This window comes from Massilia endophytica (genome assembly GCF_021165955.1).
Taxonomy (GTDB): Bacteria; Pseudomonadota; Gammaproteobacteria; order Burkholderiales; family Burkholderiaceae_D; genus Rugamonas; species Rugamonas endophytica.
Genome location: NZ_CP088952.1, coordinates 5087502 through 5105219, shown reverse-complemented (window position 1 = coordinate 5105219; position 17718 = coordinate 5087502). Strand labels below are relative to the sequence as shown.

General features: G+C 63.6%; 14 protein-coding genes. 7 read left to right on the top strand and 7 right to left on the bottom strand.

Translation table 11 applies throughout. From position 1 onward, the window contains the following. Positions 1-54: 54 nt before the first annotated feature. Positions 55-1989 carry an aminotransferase class V-fold PLP-dependent enzyme gene (locus LSQ66_RS23400; protein WP_231767565.1) on the bottom strand — a complete coding sequence of 645 codons (1935 nt, stop codon included), beginning with the start codon at positions 1987-1989 and terminating at the stop codon, positions 55-57. 100 nt (positions 1990-2089) lie between these two features. Here LSQ66_RS23400 and LSQ66_RS23395 point away from each other — a divergent pair, with 100 nt between their 5' ends. After that, positions 2090-2572 (top strand): Lrp/AsnC family transcriptional regulator, encoded by a 483-nt coding sequence (locus LSQ66_RS23395; RefSeq protein WP_231767564.1) that lies wholly within the window; start codon positions 2090-2092, stop codon positions 2570-2572. 12 nt (positions 2573-2584) lie between these two features. Continuing rightward, the gene (locus LSQ66_RS23390) at positions 2585-3736 is read left to right on the top strand and encodes an HPP family protein (protein ID WP_407659545.1); all 1152 of its coding nucleotides are present in this window, start codon (positions 2585-2587) and stop codon (positions 3734-3736) included. On the opposite strand, the gene LSQ66_RS23385 is transcribed toward LSQ66_RS23390, so the two are convergent. Next, complete coding sequence (locus LSQ66_RS23385; protein WP_231767562.1) at positions 3730-4359, bottom strand: retropepsin-like aspartic protease family protein; 630 nt, start codon at positions 4357-4359, stop codon at positions 3730-3732. The genes LSQ66_RS23390 and LSQ66_RS23385 overlap by 7 nt on opposite strands. Before the next feature lie 138 nt (positions 4360-4497). On the opposite strand from LSQ66_RS23385, the gene LSQ66_RS23380 reads away from it, so the two are divergent. Further along, entirely contained in the window at positions 4498-6300 is a 1803-nt protein-coding gene (locus tag LSQ66_RS23380) for a DUF885 domain-containing protein (RefSeq protein ID WP_231767561.1), read from the top strand. Positions 6301-6362: 62 nt separating this feature from the next. Here LSQ66_RS23380 and LSQ66_RS23375 read toward each other — a convergent pair whose 3' ends face one another. Beyond that, on the bottom strand, positions 6363-6806 hold the full coding sequence (locus tag LSQ66_RS23375) for an acyl-CoA thioesterase (protein WP_231767560.1): 444 nt from the start codon (positions 6804-6806) through the stop codon (positions 6363-6365). A 166-nt stretch (positions 6807-6972) separates the two neighbouring features. Here LSQ66_RS23375 and LSQ66_RS23370 point away from each other — a divergent pair, with 166 nt between their 5' ends. Then, the gene (locus tag LSQ66_RS23370) at positions 6973-8400 is read left to right on the top strand and encodes a sensor histidine kinase (protein WP_231767559.1); all 1428 of its coding nucleotides are present in this window, start codon (positions 6973-6975) and stop codon (positions 8398-8400) included. On the opposite strand, the gene LSQ66_RS23365 is transcribed toward LSQ66_RS23370, so the two are convergent. Further along, on the bottom strand, positions 8393-9016 hold the full coding sequence (locus LSQ66_RS23365; protein WP_231767558.1) for a winged helix-turn-helix domain-containing protein: 624 nt from the start codon (positions 9014-9016) through the stop codon (positions 8393-8395). The two genes, LSQ66_RS23370 and LSQ66_RS23365, sit on opposite strands and share 8 nt — an antisense overlap. A 123-nt stretch (positions 9017-9139) precedes the next feature. Between LSQ66_RS23365 and LSQ66_RS23360 the strand changes: the two genes are divergently transcribed. Continuing rightward, positions 9140-11878, top strand: coding sequence for a M16 family metallopeptidase (locus tag LSQ66_RS23360; RefSeq protein ID WP_231767557.1), 2739 nt, complete (start codon positions 9140-9142; stop codon positions 11876-11878). Between the two features lie 115 nt (positions 11879-11993). On the opposite strand, the gene LSQ66_RS23355 is transcribed toward LSQ66_RS23360, so the two are convergent. Next, positions 11994-13354 (bottom strand): IS3 family transposase gene (locus tag LSQ66_RS23355; RefSeq protein WP_231765893.1). Its coding sequence is split into 2 segments (ribosomal slippage): positions 11994-12872 and positions 12875-13354, totalling 1359 coding nucleotides; the frame shifts between segments, so codons are not numbered across the junction. 80 nt (positions 13355-13434) lie between these two features. After that, the gene (locus tag LSQ66_RS23350) at positions 13435-14724 is read right to left on the bottom strand and encodes an EAL and HDOD domain-containing protein (protein ID WP_231767556.1); all 1290 of its coding nucleotides are present in this window, start codon (positions 14722-14724) and stop codon (positions 13435-13437) included. Positions 14725-14910: 186 nt separating this feature from the next. Between LSQ66_RS23350 and LSQ66_RS23345 the strand changes: the two genes are divergently transcribed. Further along, positions 14911-15822, top strand: a complete 912-nt coding sequence (locus LSQ66_RS23345; RefSeq protein ID WP_231767555.1) for an aldo/keto reductase — start codon at positions 14911-14913, stop codon at positions 15820-15822. Here the strand turns inward: LSQ66_RS23345 and pssA are convergent. Beyond that, positions 15819-16580 (bottom strand): CDP-diacylglycerol--serine O-phosphatidyltransferase, encoded by a 762-nt coding sequence (gene pssA, locus LSQ66_RS23340; protein ID WP_231770184.1) that lies wholly within the window; start codon positions 16578-16580, stop codon positions 15819-15821. The genes LSQ66_RS23345 and pssA overlap by 4 nt on opposite strands. A gap of 180 nt (positions 16581-16760) precedes the next feature. On the opposite strand from pssA, the gene LSQ66_RS23335 reads away from it, so the two are divergent. Continuing rightward, positions 16761-17717 (top strand): CAP domain-containing protein, encoded by a 957-nt coding sequence (locus tag LSQ66_RS23335; RefSeq protein ID WP_231767554.1) that lies wholly within the window; start codon positions 16761-16763, stop codon positions 17715-17717. Position 17718: the final 1 nt, after the last annotated feature.

Below are 17718 nucleotides of genomic sequence, written 5' to 3'. Positions count from 1 at the left end.
GAGCGAGCAAAAAAAACGGCGGCCATCGGCCGCCGCAAAAGGCAAATCGTGATGTCAGGCGGCAAGGGGCATGGGCTGGGCCAGGGCGAGGCCGCCCTTCAGATGCCAGGCCGCGCCATAGCCGAGGCGGCGCAGGCATTGCACTGCCTTTTCGCTGCGTTTGCCGCTGCGGCAGAAGAAGACGAGGGGCGGCTGTTCGCCGTGCGCCATCCATTCCGCCGCCGCGGAAGCGAGGCGGCTCAGGGGCACGTTGACTGCCGGGCGCCCGCCGGGCCCCGCGCTGTCCGCCGCATGCTCGCAGGCTTCACGCACGTCGATCAGCAGCGCATCCGGATGCTGGCGCAGCAGCGCGTCGAGCGCTGCGCCATCGAGCTCCACTCCGGCGAGGTGCGATGCTTCCCGGGCGCGATGCGCTTCGGCGCGCAGGCTCGTGCAGCAGGGCTGGCAATCCTCGCTGCCGGGACAGAGCAAGGTGTCCGCGCTCACCCAAGGCGTGGCTTCCCGCGGCGCGGCATTGCCGATGAATGCATGGCGCACCCTGGCGCTGTCGCCGAGCAGATAGATGGAGCGCTGCGCATCGAGCGGCACGCGGCGCAGCGTGCTGCAGCCCAGCTGCACATCCTGCGATGGCGCTTCGCCATGCGTTGCCAGCTGTGCTGCCAGGGTGTAGCTGCGTGCTTTCAGCATGGTGTCGATGCGCTGCGAAAGTTCGGGCTGGGAGTCGATCACCGCGCACTGCCGGCTCGCCGCATCGAAGACGAGCCAGGTATGCGCGCCGTTGGCGGTGAGCTGCATGACGCCATCCAGCGGAGCCGCGCCTGTGCGCAGCGCTTCGCCGCAGCGGGCGATGCGTTCGCAGGCCTCGGCAATCATGGCCTCATCGGCCAGGGGACCGAAGGACAGGCGCACCGCGCTGCTGCTGCGCCATTCGGGCAGGCCCATGGCGTCCAGCACATAGCTCGGCGCAGCCTTCGCGGCGGAACAGGCGCTGCCCGCGCTCACGCGCACTGCGGCAGCATCGAACACGTCGAGCAGCTCCTTGCTGGACAGGCCGGGAACGGAGAAATTGATCGTGGTGGGCAGTGCGATGGCGAAAGGCGTGTTGAACACGATGCCCGGGAAGGCCTTCTCCAGGCTCGCGGCCACGCGGTCGCGGAACTGCGCCAGCTCGGCGTGCGGGCGGAAGGTGGCGCCATCTTCAAGGGCTTCCAGCACGGCGCCCAAGGCGGCGATGCCCGCCATGTTTTCGGTGCCGGAGCGCTGGCCCGCCTCCTGCCCGCCGCCCATGATGAGCGGCGTGTAGGGCGCGCCTTCGCGCACGTAGAGCATGCCAATGCCTTTCGGTGCATACAGCTTGTGGCCCGAGAAGGGTGCGTAATCGATGCGGGTTGCGGCCAGGTTCAGTTCCAGCTTGCCCAAGGCCTGCACGCAGTCCACCATCCACAGCGCCCGGCTGCCTTCCAGCGCGGCCGCAATGCCCTCCAGGTCGGAGACCACACCCGTTTCGTTGTTCGCCGCCATGGTGCAGACGAAGGCCGCGTCGCCAGCCATGGTGCGCAGGGCGGCCAGGTCGTGGCGGCCATCCGCGCCCACCGGCAGCCTGGCCAGGGTGAGGTTGAGCCCCAGCAGGCGGTTCCAGTGCGCCAGGCTTTCCGGCACGGCCTTGTGCTCAGTGGCGCCGTACACCAGCAGGGAGCCGATGGCCTCGCCTGCCGCACGCTTTTCACGCAGCGCGCACAGCGCGGACAGCACTGCCGTCTGAATTCCTTCGGTGGCGCCGCTGTTGAACATCAGGCGTCCCTTGCCGGCGCCGAGGAGGCGGGTGGCGCGGCTGCGCACTCCGTCCAGCAGGGCTTTCGCGCGGATGCCGGTGGAATGGGTGCTGCTTGGGTTGCCGTAGCGTTCACACATTGCGTCCACCGCGGCCTGCATGGCGGCAGGCAGCACGGCGGAGGTGGCATTGCCATCGAGGTAAATTTCCGTAGTCATGCAGATAGCTTACGCAAGGCTACCGAAGCGTTCATTCCAAATTCATGCTAATGTTGGACGCGTATTGGCATATTCATCTTATTTTTTGCGATTTAATAGCATGAACAATCTCGACAAATTCGACTTGGCAATTCTGGGCGCCTTGCAGCTCGACGGCACTCTCTCGGTGGCGGACCTGGCGGAGAAGGTTGGGCTTACCACCACGCCCTGCTGGAAGCGGCTCAAACGGCTGGAGGACGAGGGCTATATCGACGGCCGCGTGGCCCTGGTGAACCGCCGCCAGACCGGCCTTCCGGTCACCGTCTTCGTGAGCGTGCGCACCAGCCAGCACGACGAGAAATGGCTGCTGAAGTTCGCAGCCGGGGTGGCGGCGCTGCCCGAGGTGCAGGAGTTCCACCGCATGAGCGGAGACGTGGACTACCTGCTGAAGGTGGTGACCACCGATATCGAAGGCTACGACCGCTTCTACAAGAAGCTGATCAAGGTGGCAAACCTGACGGGCGTATCGTCCGCGTTTTCGATGGAGCAGATCAAGTACACCACCACCCTGCCCCTGCATCTGGTGGGAGCGGGCGCGGCATAGGATAATGGCGGGATGCTGAAATCCCTGATCCCTCCTCCCTCAACGGCGAGTGGAAGTGAACGCGTGCGCGCCAGTGCCGGCGCCCTGATCGGTCTTGTCATTACCGCACTCTGCGCCCGCGCCCTGCTCTCTCCCGATGCGGTGTGGCTGGTGGCGCCCATGGGCGCTTCCGCCGTCCTGCTGTTCTGCCTTCCCGCCAGTCCGCTGGCCCAGCCCTGGCCCGTCATCGGCGGCAATGTCATCTCCGCGCTGGTGGGCGCTGCGTGCTGGAAGTGGCTGGGCCATGCGCTGCCTTTGCCCTTGCTGGGAGCCCTGGCCAGCGCCCTCGCCATCGGCGCCATGTTCGCGCTGCGCTGCCTGCATCCGCCCGGCGGCGCGAGCGCGCTGATGATCGTGATCGGCGGCCCCGCCGTGCAGACGGCGGGATTCGCCTTTGCGCTGGGCCCCGTGCTGCTCGACTCCGTGCTGATGGTGGCGGCAGCCATTCTCTATCACCGCCTGACGGGGAAGCGCTATCCGCACGTGGTGGCGCCGCCCGCCCATCCCCACGCCACGGCGGACAATGTGCCGACCGCGCGCCTCGGCTTCACGCCGGAAGATCTCGACGTGGTGCTCAAGCGCTACAACGAAGTGCTGGATATCAGCCGCGACGATCTCGAATCGCTCTTCCTGCAGACGGAGATGCGCGCCTACCAGCGCCGCTTCGGCGTCATCACCTGCGGCGACATCATGTCGAAGGATGTGATCTCGGCCGAATACGGCACGGGCCTTACCCAGGCATGGAAGGATATGCGCGGCCACCGCATCGCCGCGCTGCCGGTGCTGAATCCTGCCCGCCGCGTCATCGGCATCGTGACGCAGAGCGACTTCCTGGCGCACGGCGGCGTGGACGACTACCGCAGCATGCGCGACCGCCTGCTGCACTTCCTGCGCCCCAGCGGACGCACGCATTCGGAGAAAGCCGAAGTGATCGGCCAGATCATGACGCCGCGCCCGCAGGTGGCGCAGCTGGATACGCCCATCGTCGATCTCGTGCCGCTCATGGCCGATTCGGGCTTCCACCATATTCCCGTGGTCGATCACGAACAGCGCCTGGCGGGCATGGTGACGCAGTCCGACCTGGTGGCGGCGCTGTACGAGAAGCGGCTGGCGGAAATTCAGTAGCGGCGCTGCAGCGTCATCTGGTCGCCGTCGCGCCGCATGTCGAAGCGGTTCAGGAAGGAATTCCCGAGCAGGATGATGGGCAGGCCGCTTTCATGGACCAGGGCGTCCAGCGCATGCAGCTCCATGTCCCCGAGGCGCAGCGTATCGAGCTTGACGCGCCATGCCACGGTCTGGCCGTTGGCGGTGCTCACATAGACGCGGCGGCCCTTGCGGAAATCGATGCCCATGCGTTCCGCTTCGTGGCCGGGCAGCGCGATAAGGCTCGCGCCAGTGTCGATCAGCATGCGGGCGGATACGCTGTTGATCTCTCCCTGCACCACGTAATGTCCTTGCGCGTCCGGCGCCAGCACCAGCTTCTCCGATTTGCCTGCGGACCCTGCGCGCGCGGCGGGCTGGCCGAGGGCGACGGTGTAGCGCTGGCCATTGTGTTCGATGGTGGCGTCGCCGCGCGAAACGGCGACCAGCTTGCCGCCGTCCGGAAGCGTGGCGCCCACGCCGTACATGCGGGGCGCCGCACCGTCCACCGAGAGGAGGGCACGGTTCGTCATCACGCCCAGCAGGCCCACATCGGCATGCGCCGCCGCAGCGGCGAAACTCAGGAGACAGAGGACAGGCAGGCGCATCGTTCGGCTTCCGGCAGACAGGAATATCCATTCTGACACAAAAATGCTTGCCACACGGCAATTACGCTATCGCAGCACGGAGCAAATCGCTTATGCTTGTCGCCGATTGCGTTCCAACACTATTAGAGGAGACCACCGATGAAGCACCGCCTGCCCCTGGCTGCATTGAGCGCCGCACTGTTGATGGCGTATCTGCCCGCCCAGGCAGCGGCTCCTGCCGCCAGCAAGGTCTCTGCCGCCGTATCCGAAGCGGCCGCGAAGAAGTTCCGCGCACTGGCCGACGAATACTACGATGCGCTGGCCCGCTTCGAGCCTGTGGACGCCACCGAGAACGGCGACAACCGCTTCGACGACCAGATCGGCATGGCCATCTCGCCCGTGGAACGCAAGCGCCAGTTCGACCGCTACCGCGGCTTCAGCGCGCGGCTCAAGCAGATCGACCAGCGCGCGCTCACCCAGCGCGACCGCATCAACTACGAGGTGCTGGCTTTCGAGCTGAAGACGTTGCTCTCCTACGAGCCCTTCCCCGAGCACCTGCTGCCGATCAACCAGATGGACAGCATGCCCGTCACCCTGGCCAACTTCTCCAGCGGCGACGCCTCGCAGCCCCTCAAGACCGTGAAGGATTACGACGCCTACCAAAACCGGCTCTCGCAGCTGCCCGCGTGGATCGACCAGGCCATCGCCAATATGGACGAAGGCATCCGGCGCGGCGTGGTGCAGCCCAAGGCCATCATGGTATCCGCCCTGCCCCAGTTCCAGAAGCTGGTGAGCGCGGCGCCTGAGCAGAGCATCTACTACACGCCCATCGGGAAACTGCCCGCCAGCTTCAGCGCGGAAGACAAGCAGCGCCTGACGGAGTCCTACCGCGCAACGGTGGGCAAGCTGCTGCCGTCGCTGTCCAGGCTGGCGGCATACCTGGAGCAGACGTATATCCCGGCCTGCCGCACGAGCACCGGCATCAGCGCCCTGCCGAACGGCGCGGCGTGGTACAAGGTGCGCATCGCCGATTCCACGACGACGCAGCTGACGCCCGAGCAGATCCACGAAACGGGCCTGAAGGAAGTGGCGCGCATCCAGTCCGAGTACGCACGCCTTGGCCCGCAGCTTGGCTATACGGGTCCTGCGGCGGGGCTGCCCGGCTGGATTGCGCAGCAGCCCAAGTTCTTCCCCTTCAAAACGGAAGATGAGGTGCAGGCGGTCTACCACAAGCTGAACGACGTTCTGGACACGAAGCTGCCGTCCATGTTCACCCTGCTGCCCAAGGCGAAGCTCGATCTTCGCCTGGAGCCTGAGCTGAGCCGCGACACTGCCTCCGACCACTACACGGCGCCCGCGGCGGACGGTTCGCGTCCCGGCGTGTTCTGGTCCGTGGTCACGGATCCGAAGAAGTACGGCAGCACGGGCATGACCACGCTCTTCCTGCATGAAGGCAAACCGGGCCACCACTTCCACATCGCGCTGATGCAGGAACTGGAGCTGCCCAACTTCCGCAAGTTCGGCGGCAATACCGCCTTCACGGAAGGCTGGGCGCTGTACGCCGAAACCCTGGGCCGCGAGATGCAGCTGTTCGACGATCCGGCGCAATACTTCGGCCACCTGAACGACGAAATGCTGCGCGCCGTGCGGCTGGTGGTCGACACGGGCATGCACGCCAAAGGCTGGACGCGCGAGCAGACCATCCAGTACATGAAGGACACCCTGGGCTACGACGAGGTGGCGAAGAGCGAGACCGAGCGCTATATGGCATGGCCGGGACAGGCGGTGGCGTACAAGATCGGTGCGCTCAAGATCATGGAACTGCGCCAGCGCGCGCAGAAAGCGCTGGGCCCGCGCTTCAGCCTCCCCGCCTTCCACCAGGTGGTGCTGGAAGACGGCACCCTTCCCCTCAGCCTGCTGGAAACCAAGGTCAACAACTGGATCGCCCGACAGCAGCACTAACTGCAGCTGAGCCCGTGTCCACCTTGGGGGTGTGACCCCAAGGTTGGACATGGGGCCGGCGGTTAGCGGAGCTCGTAGCGCTTGATGCGCTTCAGCACCAGCTCCGGCAGCGCCGTGATGTGCTTGGCGTGGTTGGCGAAGACGATCTGCTGCCGCCCGATCGAGACCGGGTTGCCGTCCGCGTAGAAGCGGAACTCCAGCCAGAACGAGCAGCGCTTTACATCGTAGGTATTCACCTCGCAGACAATGTCCTGGAAGGGGAAGGTCTCCTGCAGGTATTCCTGTTCCGCGTGCTTCGTGATGAACACGCCTTCGTTCTTCAGCATGTCGCGCGAGATGCAATCGTAGAACCACTTTTCCCGGCAGATCCCTTGCCACTCGAAGTAGCGCGCAAAGTAGGTGTTGCCGTAGGCGTTCGAGTCCTTCAGGTAAATCGACAGTTCATGATGGAAGGTCAGGTCGGCGCGGGGAGCAGTGGCAAGAGCGTCGGATGCGTGCATAAACATGGGATTTCTCCTTAACGGGTGGGCCTATATTTACTCTTGCGTAAATGCCTAGCGCACTTTTGATCTAACGCAAGGCTTGCTAAGAATTCCACGATACGTGCATGGCTTTTGCAACAGCCCGTTGTTACTATCGGTCCGCGTGAATGATTCTCATGAGGAAGATTGCATGTATTCGCTCCTGCCAGCGGTGGTGTCTGCTCTGTTTATCAGCTACGGCGCATACGTGCTCCATTCGCGCGGCGCGAACCGCGTGAGCGTGACCTTCTTCCTGCTCTGCATCACAACCTTTCTGTGGCAGGCCGCATGGGCGGTGCTGTTCCAGACGGAGGATGCCGATATCGCCTGGCGTATCGTGCAGGCGGGCTATGTGCCGATTCTCTTTCTGCCGACCGCCCTCTACCATTTCATTACGGAGCTGACGCGCCGCCACGGGGACCGCCGCCTCGTGTACGCGAGCTACGGACTGTCGGCTGTGCTGGCGGTTCTGCTGCTAGGCACCGATTGGGTGGTGGCAGGCCTCTATCCCTATTTCTTCGGCTACTACCCCATGGCGGGCGTGCTGCATCCCCTCTACCTCGCGCAGACGGTAGCCGTGGTGGGGCGGGCTGTCGCGCTGCTTTACCTGCGCCAGGAGGTCGCCGTGTCCACCGAGCGCACACGCCTGCGCTATTGCCTGTTCAGCATCCTGATCTACTTCGCGGCGGCGGTGGACTATCTGTGCAACTACGGCGTGGAGTTCTATCCGCCCGGCGTGCTGTGCATCGCCTGCAGCCTGGGCCTGATCGCGCAGGCCATGGTGCGGCACAATCTGCTGGCGGACCCGATGGCGGCGGCAGCCACCATCGCCCACGAAGTGCGCACCCCGCTCGCTACGATCCGCAGCCAGTCGCGCGTGCTGGCGCGCAGCCTGCCGGAGCTGATCGCGGGCTACCAGCGTTCGGAGGCGCCCGGCCTCGCGCCGGAGCAGCTGCGCTACCTGAGCGAGATCGCCACGCATATCGAGGCCGAGGTGGCGCGCTCGAACTTCATCGTGGACATGCTGCTCGCGTCGGCCCGGGCAGGCACGCTGCAATGCGACGACTTCGCCCTGCACTCGGTGCGCAAGTGCATCGAGGAGGCCATCGCCTGCTATCCCTTCGCGGAGGCGGAGCGGGAACGGGTAGCGCTTCTGCTGCGCGAGGACTTCAGCTTCTACGGCTCGGATACCCTGCTGGTCTATGTGCTCTACAACCTGCTGAAGAACGCCCTGCACGCGGTAAAGGCGGCGGGCCGGGGCGGCGTGACGGTGGAGTGCTTCCGGGAGGGCGAGCAGAACTGGCTGGTGGTGGCGGATACGGGCCAGGGCATTCCGCCCGACGTGCTGCCCCACGTCTTCGACCCCTATTACAGCACCCGCCACAGCAGCGGCGGCACCGGCATGGGCCTGGCTTTCTGCAAGAAGGTGGTGAACGCATTTGGCGGCAGCATCCGCGTGGAATCGGAACCGGGCCTGTTCACCCGCCTGTCCCTGAGCTTTCCCGGCGAACGGAAACCCCGTCCGCGCGCCCGCGAAATCTACCTCTCCCCGCGTGCCGCCATAGTGCAGGCTAAATGAATTCGTCGACGGCGGGATTCATTTCACCGCGCACGATTTCGTCAAGATCGAGGTCGTCGCCCAGCACGAATACCTTGCGGTCTTCCAGCACTTTCAAAATAAACGGCTGTTTATCTCGCAGGCGGCGCTGGAAATCGGGCACGGAATATAAATTGGGATTAATCCGGCGCCGCAATATTCTCTCGGCAATCGGAAGGCGATTCAGTAATTCGCCGTACGTCGTATTTTCTCCGATCAAAAGCAGTTCGACCGGGTTATCGGACATTTCCTGTTCCTTCGCCGTGGCACCATAAACGAAGGCCACATTCAGCGAACGGCGCATCGGCGCCAGGGCCGAATTCAGCACACTCACCAGGCCGAAGGTCTTCTTCACCAGGCTGCGCAGCTCCTCGTAGACGGGACTTTCCTTGTTCGGCCGGAACTGGCGCACATTGCCGATGCGTTCGGACACGATCAGCCCAGCCTCGTGCAGGCGCTTGAGCTCCCGCTGGGCCGAAGCACTGCCCAGGCCGGTAAGACGCATGATCTCGTTCAGGTGAAACCCTTCGTTCACACGTACAAATAGCAAGCCCAGCAGCTTCTGCTGGGCGGGAGTGAAAAGTGCCTGCGCAATCATGAGCCAAATCTTAGCATGGATACGCTCATAACTGGCATGCTTGCCCAGCGCAAACGGGCGTAGAATGGCCCAGCGCGAGCCTGAGCTCGCGCTTCAGGAGACAAAACCACAACAAGGTGACCAATGAAAACAAAACTGGCCTTTGCCCTCGCTCTAGCCTTCGCCGTTCCCGCCCTGCACGCCGCCCCGGCGGCCCCAGCGGCGGTGGACCTCAAGCCTTACACCATCCCCTACAAGAAATTCGTGCTCCAGAACGGCCTCACGCTGATCGTGCATACCGACCACAGCGTGCCCGTGGTGGCCGTGAACACCTGGTACCACGTCGGTTCGCGCAACGAGAAACGCGGCAAGACTGGCTTCGCGCATTTATTCGAGCATTTCTTCTTCAACGGCTCGGAGAATTATCCCCACGGCTTCCGCGAAGCCATGGACGATTTGGGCGCCAATAACCGCAATGGCACCACCAATACCGACCGCACCAATTTCTTCGAGGACGTTCCGGTATCTGCGCTGGAGCGCACCTTGTATCTCGAAGCGGACCGCATGGGTTTTCTCGCCAATTACATTTCCAAGGAAATGCTGGAACGGGAACGCGGCGTGGTGCAGAACGAAAAACGGCAGGGCGAGAACCGGCCTTATGGCAAGGTTTATCAGGAACAGGTCGCGAAAATGTATCCCTATTCGCACCCGTATTCCTGGTCCACCATCGGCAGCATGGACGATCTGAATGCCGCCTCGCTGGAAGACATCAAGGAGTGGTATCGCAGCTATTACGGCCCGAATAACGCCGTGCTGACCCTGGCGGGCGACATCACGCCCGAACGCGCCCTGGAGCTGGTGAACAAATATTACGGTTCCATTCCGCCGGGTCCTCCCCTGCCCCGCACCGAGACCTGGATTCCCCAGCTGGACCGCAATCTGCGCGACGAGATGGAGGACCTCGTGCCCCAGGTGCGCATCTACCGCAGCTATCACGCGCCTGCGTGGAAAGATCCCGAGCTCCAGAGCCTGCAGCTGGTAGGCGGCCTGCTGGCCGGTTCGCGCAGCGCGCGGCTGGAGAAGCGCCTCGTCTACGACAAGGCGCTGGCCACAGCGGTTGAAGCAGGCGCGGACGGCAATGAGCTGGGCGGCACCTTCGATATCGTCGTAACGCTCAAGCCCGGCGTGAATCCTGCCGACGTCGAACGCGAGATCGACGCCGTGCTGAACGAGCTGCTGGCCAAGGGTCCCACCGCCGAAGAACTGGCGCGCGTGAAGACCAGCGACCTGGCGCGCTTCGCCCGCAGTATCGAGCGCCTGGGCGGCATGGGCGGCCGTTCCGACGTGCTGGCCAACAGCATGACCTATGCAGGCACGCCGGACTTCTACCTGAAACAGGTGGAGCTCACGGCCAAGGCCACTCCGGCCGAGGTGAAATCGGTGGCGAACAAGTGGCTGAAGGCGAACCATTACACGATGACGGTCAAGCCCTTCGCCAAGGTTTCGGCCGCCAAGCCGGACGTGGACCGCAAGGTGCTGCCGTCGCTGGGCGATGCGCCGGACGTGAAGTTCCCCGAGATGCAGCGCGCGAAGCTGTCCAATGGCCTGAACGTGGTGCTGCTGGAGCGGCACTCGGCGCCCATCGTGAACGTGGCGCTGGCAGTGGATGCGGGTATCGCCTCCGACAGCACAGACAAGGTGGGCCTCGCGTCGCTGACCCTGGACCTGCTGGACAAGGGCAGCAGGAACCACAATGCCTTCCAGATGTCGGACGCGCTGGAATCGCTGGGCGCGCGCCTGCTCACTGCCACCACCTCGGATCTCTCGGTGGTGCGCCTGCAGGCCACCAGCCAGAATCTCGCGCCCTCGCTCAAGCTGATGGCCGAGGCGGCGCTCACGCCCACCTTCCCGGCCGACCAGTTCACGCTGGCCCGCCAGCGCCGGGTGGCGGGCATCGCGCAGGAGAAGGCCCAGCCGAACAACCTGGCCATCCGCGCCCTGCCGGTGCTGCTGTACGGCGAAGGCCATGCCTACGGCCGTCCCGCCTCGGGCTACGAGAAGACCGTGGCAACCCTGAGCCGCGAAGACCTCATGAAGTGGCACGCCGAGTGGTTCAAGCCGGGCAGCGCGACCATCGTCGTCACGGGCGACACCACCATGGAGAAGCTCAAGCCCATGCTGGAATCGGCCTTCGGCGCCTGGAAGGCGGGCAGCGCGCCTTCCAAGACGGTGCCCACCGTGCCTGCCACCCAGGGCAAGCGCATCTTCCTGATCGACAAACCCGATGCGCCTCAGTCCACCATCGTCGCCGCCCACATCTCGCAGGCCCAGGGCCAACCGGAAGACCTGGCGATAGAGCCGGTGATGCAGAACTTCGGCGGCATGGCGACTTCGCGCCTGAACCGCAACCTGCGCCTGGACAAGCACTGGAGCTACGGCACCGCAGGCCAGCTGACCACGCACCGCGGCCAGCGCATGTTCTACGTCATCGCGCCTGTGCAGACGGACAAGACGAAGGAGTCCATGGTGGAGGTGGCGAGGGAAGTGAAGGACATTGCGGGCGCACGTCCCATCAAGGGCGAGGAATACGGGAGCATCATGCGCAACATGACTTCGCGTCTTGCTGGCCGCTTCGAGACCATCAACGCGCTGGAGAACGCCGCGCTGACAAGCCTCAACTTCAAGCTGCCGGACGATTACTGGTCGCGCTACGCGGGCAATGTGCGCGCGCTGAGCGAGCCGCAGCTGGCTGGCGCAGCGGCGAAGTTCATCAAGCCGGAGGAGACGATCTGGCTGGTGATCGGCGACCTGCGCAAAATCGAGGCGCCAATCCGCGCGCTGAACTGGGGCGAGGTAACCGTGCTAAGCGCCGACCGGTTCTGAATTTCTTAAAGGGGACAGACCCCTTTAAGAAATGTTTCCTAAAGGGGTCTGTCCCCTTTAAGAAATAAAAAAACGGCGCCCGAGTGAACTGACCCCAAAGAGTTGGACAGTTTAGTTAGGCAGCCAAGGGCTGAGTCCGGAATTGTACCGGGCTCAGCCCTTTTAGTTTGAGCTTGATGCGGTCATGGTTGTAGTAATGGATGTAGCGCTTCAGCCCAGCCCTGAGTTCCTCGACGCTGTTGAACTTATTGAGGTAGAAGAACTCGGTCTTCAACACCGCGAAAAAGCTCTCCATCGCCGCGTTATCGAGGCAGTTTCCCTTCCGCGACATGCTTTGCACCAGCTCGCGTTGGTGGAGCTGACGCTGGTAGGCGGGCATACGATATTGCCACCCCTGGTCGGAATGAAGCATCGGTTTGTCGTTGGGGCCGAGTTTCGCCAGTGCCTGCTTCAGCATTGAGCTGACCAATTCGAACTTGGGACGCTCGGCGGTTTCGAAGGCGACGATTTCGCCGTTGTAGAGATCGAGCACAGGCGAAAGATACAGCTTCCTGCCGGCCACATTGAACTCGGTCACATCGGTAACCCACTTCTGGTTGGCGGCATCGGCCTGGAACTGGCGGTTCAGCTCGTTCGATGCAGCACGCCCCACCTCGCCCCTGAATGATCGGTATTTCTTGGGTCGAACCAGCGATTTCAGTCCCAGCGTTCCCATCAAGCGCTGTACTTTTTTATGGTTGACCAGCAGACCCAGCTGACGCACCGCGGCAGTGACGCGGCGATAGCCATAACGTCCCTGGTGACGATTAAATATCGTCTTGATCTGCTCTTTAACCTGCGCGTGCTTGTCGCCGCCTTGAAGCACTTTCTGCTGGTAGTAGAAGGTGCTGCGCGGCAGCTTTGCCAGCTTCAACAATCCGGCAATTGGATACTGCTGCCTTAGTTCCTGCACTACTTGCGCTTTTTGGCGGGAGTCGCCTTCTGCTGTGCTTGAACCAAGGCTCGCAACTTTTTTAGATATGCCACCTCCATGCGGAGATGGTTTACCTCCGCCAGCAGCTCCTCGCGGGTGCGCGTGTCATCGTTGGGGGAATCTTCTGTTTTTTCCGTTGCGGTTGCCATCTTGCTCGGTTTTCCTCGTTGGCCGGGCTGCAGGGCATCCAGCCCGCCATTTTCGTAACTACGCCCCCAAGCAGCCAGAATGCCAGGATTGCGGATATTGAACTGAGCGGCCGTCTGACCGTATGAAAGTTCATTTTCCCACATGTGCCGCAAGACTGAGAGCTTGAACTCGGCACTGTAGTGGCTGAACTTCTTCTTGAGTCCTCCGACACCATGGGCCCGGAACGACTCCACCCAGCGTCGCACCATCCCATATGCGACCCTATGCTCTTGCGCGATCGTCCTGTAACCGGCCCCGCCGCGCAGGTACTGCTGAACTACCGCTAGCTTGAACTTCTCATCGTACTTCGTCATGAAAAAACCCCAAAAGTTGGTGTCCAACTCTTGGGGTTCAGTTCACTTGCGCGGGCTTTTTTGTGTGTGGCGCCTGCCGCTTACTGCGAGGCGCGCAGCGCTTCCTGGGCCCAGGCGAAGGCGCCGCTGCCTGCTTCAGCCAGCGAGTCCGCCTCGATGCCCAGCTGGTCGGCCAGCGCCAGTCCTTTTTCCACCTGGTTGCGCTCCAGCAGCAGCACCATCTTCAGGTAAGGACCGTAAGGGCCTTCGCTGTTCAGCAGCACTTCGCGGATGTCCGCGGCCAGGTGCATCACGTCCAGGATCTTCGCCATCGGCATCTTCAGCAGCTGCTCGAAGAGGGAGAGCATGCCCACCAGGAAGAGCTCGTCGCGCTGGGCCTTGGGCATGGTCTTGGGACCGGCCGTTTCCAGGAAGCGGGCGCGGGTCAGGGCGATTTCCAGCAGGGACTCGTCGCGCTCCTTCTCGGTGCCCAGGCGGAACATGGACACGGTCAGCCAGCGGTAGAGGTGATTGCGGCCGAGCACGATGATCGCCTGATTCAGGCTGGTCACCGCCGTGGTCGAGCCGATGCCCGGCGCGTTGGCCCACTTCAGCAGCTGGAAGGTCAGGCCCGGATCGCGCTTGGCCACTTCGCTCAGCTCGCTCACCTCGGCATCGCTGCGCAGAAGGTTCAGGAGCTGGATCGAGGTCAGGCGGCCCTGGTCGAGGCGGCCTTCAGGGTCGATATCGTCCGGCTTGGACATGAAGCCGCCCAGGCAGAATTCGGCGCCCAGCGACAGGCACATGCGCTGTTCGTCCCAGGTTTCCACGCAGTCGACGGCGAACTTGGCGTTGGCATTGGCGGTCTTCAGCTTGCCCAGCAGGACCTGGAAGTCGTCGACGCTGCCTTCATGCAGGTCCACGAAATAGAAATCGGCCTGGGACAGCAGGGCCTGCGGCGCCAGCTGCTTGCCCGATACCTTCAGGGCGACCTTGGGACCGGACTTGCGCAGGGCGGACAGGTGGCCCGCCAGCGCCTCGGCAGGCATGGTGGCCTGCAGGGAGTCCGCCAGGAAAACGGTGTAAGGCGCGATCAGCGGCACATGGCGGCCTTCTGCGATGGCTTCGCCGCTGACGGGAATCAGGGCCATGCGGCGCGCCGCAAAGGCCGGCACCTCGGTGGCTTCCAGCACTTCGAAAAAGGCTTCTTCCGGCGCGTGGCCGCCCGCCTTAGCGGGCTGGAAGGTGAAGCGGTAGCCGCACAGGCGGTTGCGGCTGTCCGTAATCTCGTCGCGGCACAGCATGGCATCTGCGGCATCGTAGTCCAGGCTGCTGTCCAGCTCTTCGACGCTGGCCTCCTCTTTCCCACTGCCCGACTTGCGACCAAACATTGATAACAGACCCACCTTGCTCCTCCGTAAGCTTCCAACTGGAAATAATCTCCTCATCATACATGGAGTTATCAGAAAATTCAGGGGTCTGGGCAAAATTTAGCTGTGGGAGCAACGTCCGGGCTGGAAGCGCTTCCAGCAGGGGCCGCTTATAATCCTGCTTTCACCATTTGACGAGCGAGAACCATGAGCCAGACGCCCTGCCCCGCCCTCCGTACCAGCGACGACGGGCTTGAACTGTCCCGTATCGTGGCGGGCATGTGGCGGATGAAGGAATGGGAGATGACGCCCCAGCAGCGCCTGGCCCTGATCGAGCAGTGCCTGGACATGGGCGTAAGCAGCTTCGATCACGCCGACATTTACGGCGGCTACCAGGTTGAAAGCCTCTTCGGCGAGGCCCTGGCGCTCAGGCCTGCCCTGCGCGAGCGCATGCAGATCGTGAGCAAATGCGGCATCAAGCTCGTTGGGCCGGCCCGCCCGTCCCACGGGATCAAGCACTACGACACCACGGCCGCGCATATCGCTGCCTCGGTGGACAACTCGCTCAAGGCCCTGCGCACGGACCACCTGGACCTGCTGCTGATCCACCGCCCCGACCCGCTCATGGACTTCGACGAGATGGCGGACGCCTTCAAGGCCCTGCGCGCGGCGGGCAAGGTGAAGCATTTCGGCGTGTCGAACTTCAGCCGCCACCAGTTCGAGTGCCTGCACCGGCGCATTCCGCTGGCCACCAACCAGGTCGAGTTCTCGCCCCTGCACCTGGCGCCAATGTTCGACGAGACCTTCGACGGCCTGCAGGACAAGGGCGTGGCGCCCATGATCTGGTCTCCTCTTGCAGGCGGCCGCCTGTTCGACAAGGAGAACGCGAAGCTCCAGCCCCTCCGCGGCAAGATCCAGCAGATTGCCAACGAATTGAACCGCCCCTTCTCGAGCGTGGTGTTCGCGTGGATGATGGCACTGCCCTCGCGCCCCATTCCGCTCACGGGCAGCGGCCGCATCGCCGCCATTGCCGAAGCGGTGGAGGCGACGCGCTTCACCCTGGAGCGCGAACAGTGGTTCGATATCCTGGGTGCGGCGCGCCAGAGCGAAGTGGCTTAAATCTCGTCGTCGTAGGTTTTGGGCGGGGCGATGCCGCGCCAGCCGGAGCGCCAGGCCAGGTTCAGCGCCACGGTGCCAACGATGTAGACGAGGAAGAAGAGCACGAAGTAGTAGTAGCCCAGCCAGACCAGCAGGCCGATGTTCAGCGCCAGCACCACGAAGGCGGCGGCGCTTTTCTTCTGCTTGGAGCTGGGGAAGCGGATGGTGGAGACCATGAGGCTGCCCACCACGAAGAGCAGCAGCACGATCAGGTAGCCATGCAGGGCCGTTTCCGGCGACTCGGGCCAGGCCACCACCACCGAGGCCACGCAGGCCGCGCCAGCGGTGATCGGCATGCCCACGAAGTAGCGCGGATCGGTACGTCCCACGTTCACATTAAAGCGCGCCAGCCGCAGGGCGCCGCAGGCAACGAAGAAGAAGGCGGCAATGCCGCCCGCCCGCAACAGCGTGGGATCGGCAGGCCCCATCAGCACGAAGCCGTAGCAATACAGCAGCATGGCGGGCGCGCAGCCGAAATTCATCACGTCCGCAATCGAATCGAGCTGCACGCCGAATTCGGAACTGGTGCCGGTGGCGCGCGCCACGAAGCCGTCCAGTGCGTCGAAGATACCGGCCAGCACCAGCAGCGCGGCCGCCAGGCGGTAGTCCTGGGCGAAGCCGACGTGGGCGTTGTCCACCGAAATGACGATGCTGCCGAAGCCGCAGGCAATCGACAGCAGGGTTACCGTGCTGGGCAAGGCGAATTTGGCGCGCTGCATGCGCGCGGTGCGGGTCTTGTTCAAAGCTCGGGCTGAATAATTGTTGGTCAGGCTATTCTAACGCGGCGGGAGCCTATGGCATGCAATATTGGCAGTACGGCAACTGGACGGCTGCGCCTGGGAAATTGGCATAGAATCGGCTCGTGGCCGGACGCTGTTCCGGCAGTACTGGAGCAGATCATGCGCTCAAGCGATACCCGTCACATCCGCTTTCTTGCCCTCCTGCTGGCTGCCCTGTTGAGCGCATGCGGCGGAGGCGGAGGTTCCTCGAACTCCGGCGGTGTTACGCCGCCTCCGACCAATCCGCCGCCTACGCCTTCCGCGCCCGGCGCGCCCGCAGCCACCGGCAACACCGCGACGGACGGCTTCAACTGGTTCAACTTCCGCCGCTCCCAGATCGGGCTCGCCACGCTGGCACGCAACGCCCAGATGGACCTTGCCTCCCAGGGACATGCAAATTATCTGATGACCAACAATACCGTGTCGCACACGCAGGTGGCGGGCAATCCCGGCTTCACGGGCGCGAACCTGATCGACCGCTTCAACGCGGCGGGCTACAGGGTCACAGCGCCTTACGCCTATGGCGAAGTGATCTCGGCGGCGGGCGACCGTGCGGGCTTCTACCATGCGGAAGAACTCATCGCCGCCATCTACCACCGCTTCGTGATCTTCGAACCGGTGTTCAAGGAGGCGGGTACGGGCGCCGCAACCAGCAACAGCAACTACACCTACTTCACGGCGGCCATGGCGGCGAGCGGCGGCTATGGCGCGGGCGTTGCGCGGGGAACGGTGGCGGTGTATCCGGGCGTGGACCAGACGGCCGTGCCGGTCAACTTCATGAGCGACAGCGAAGCGCCCGACCCGGTGCCGAACCAGAACGAGGTGGGCTACCCGATCAGCGTGCATGCCAATATCGCGTCCACCATCGCGGTAACCAGCTTCACCGTGAAGCCGCGCGGCGGCAGCAACCTTGCCGCGCGCCTGCTGACCAAGTCCACGGACAGCAACACGCCCGCCTCGGCGGCAGCCATCATCCCGCTCGCGAAATTGAACGCGGCGACCACTTATGATGTAAGCTTCGCCGGTTCCGTGGACGGCGCCGCCGTTACGCGCAACTGGTCCTTCACGACAAAATAGG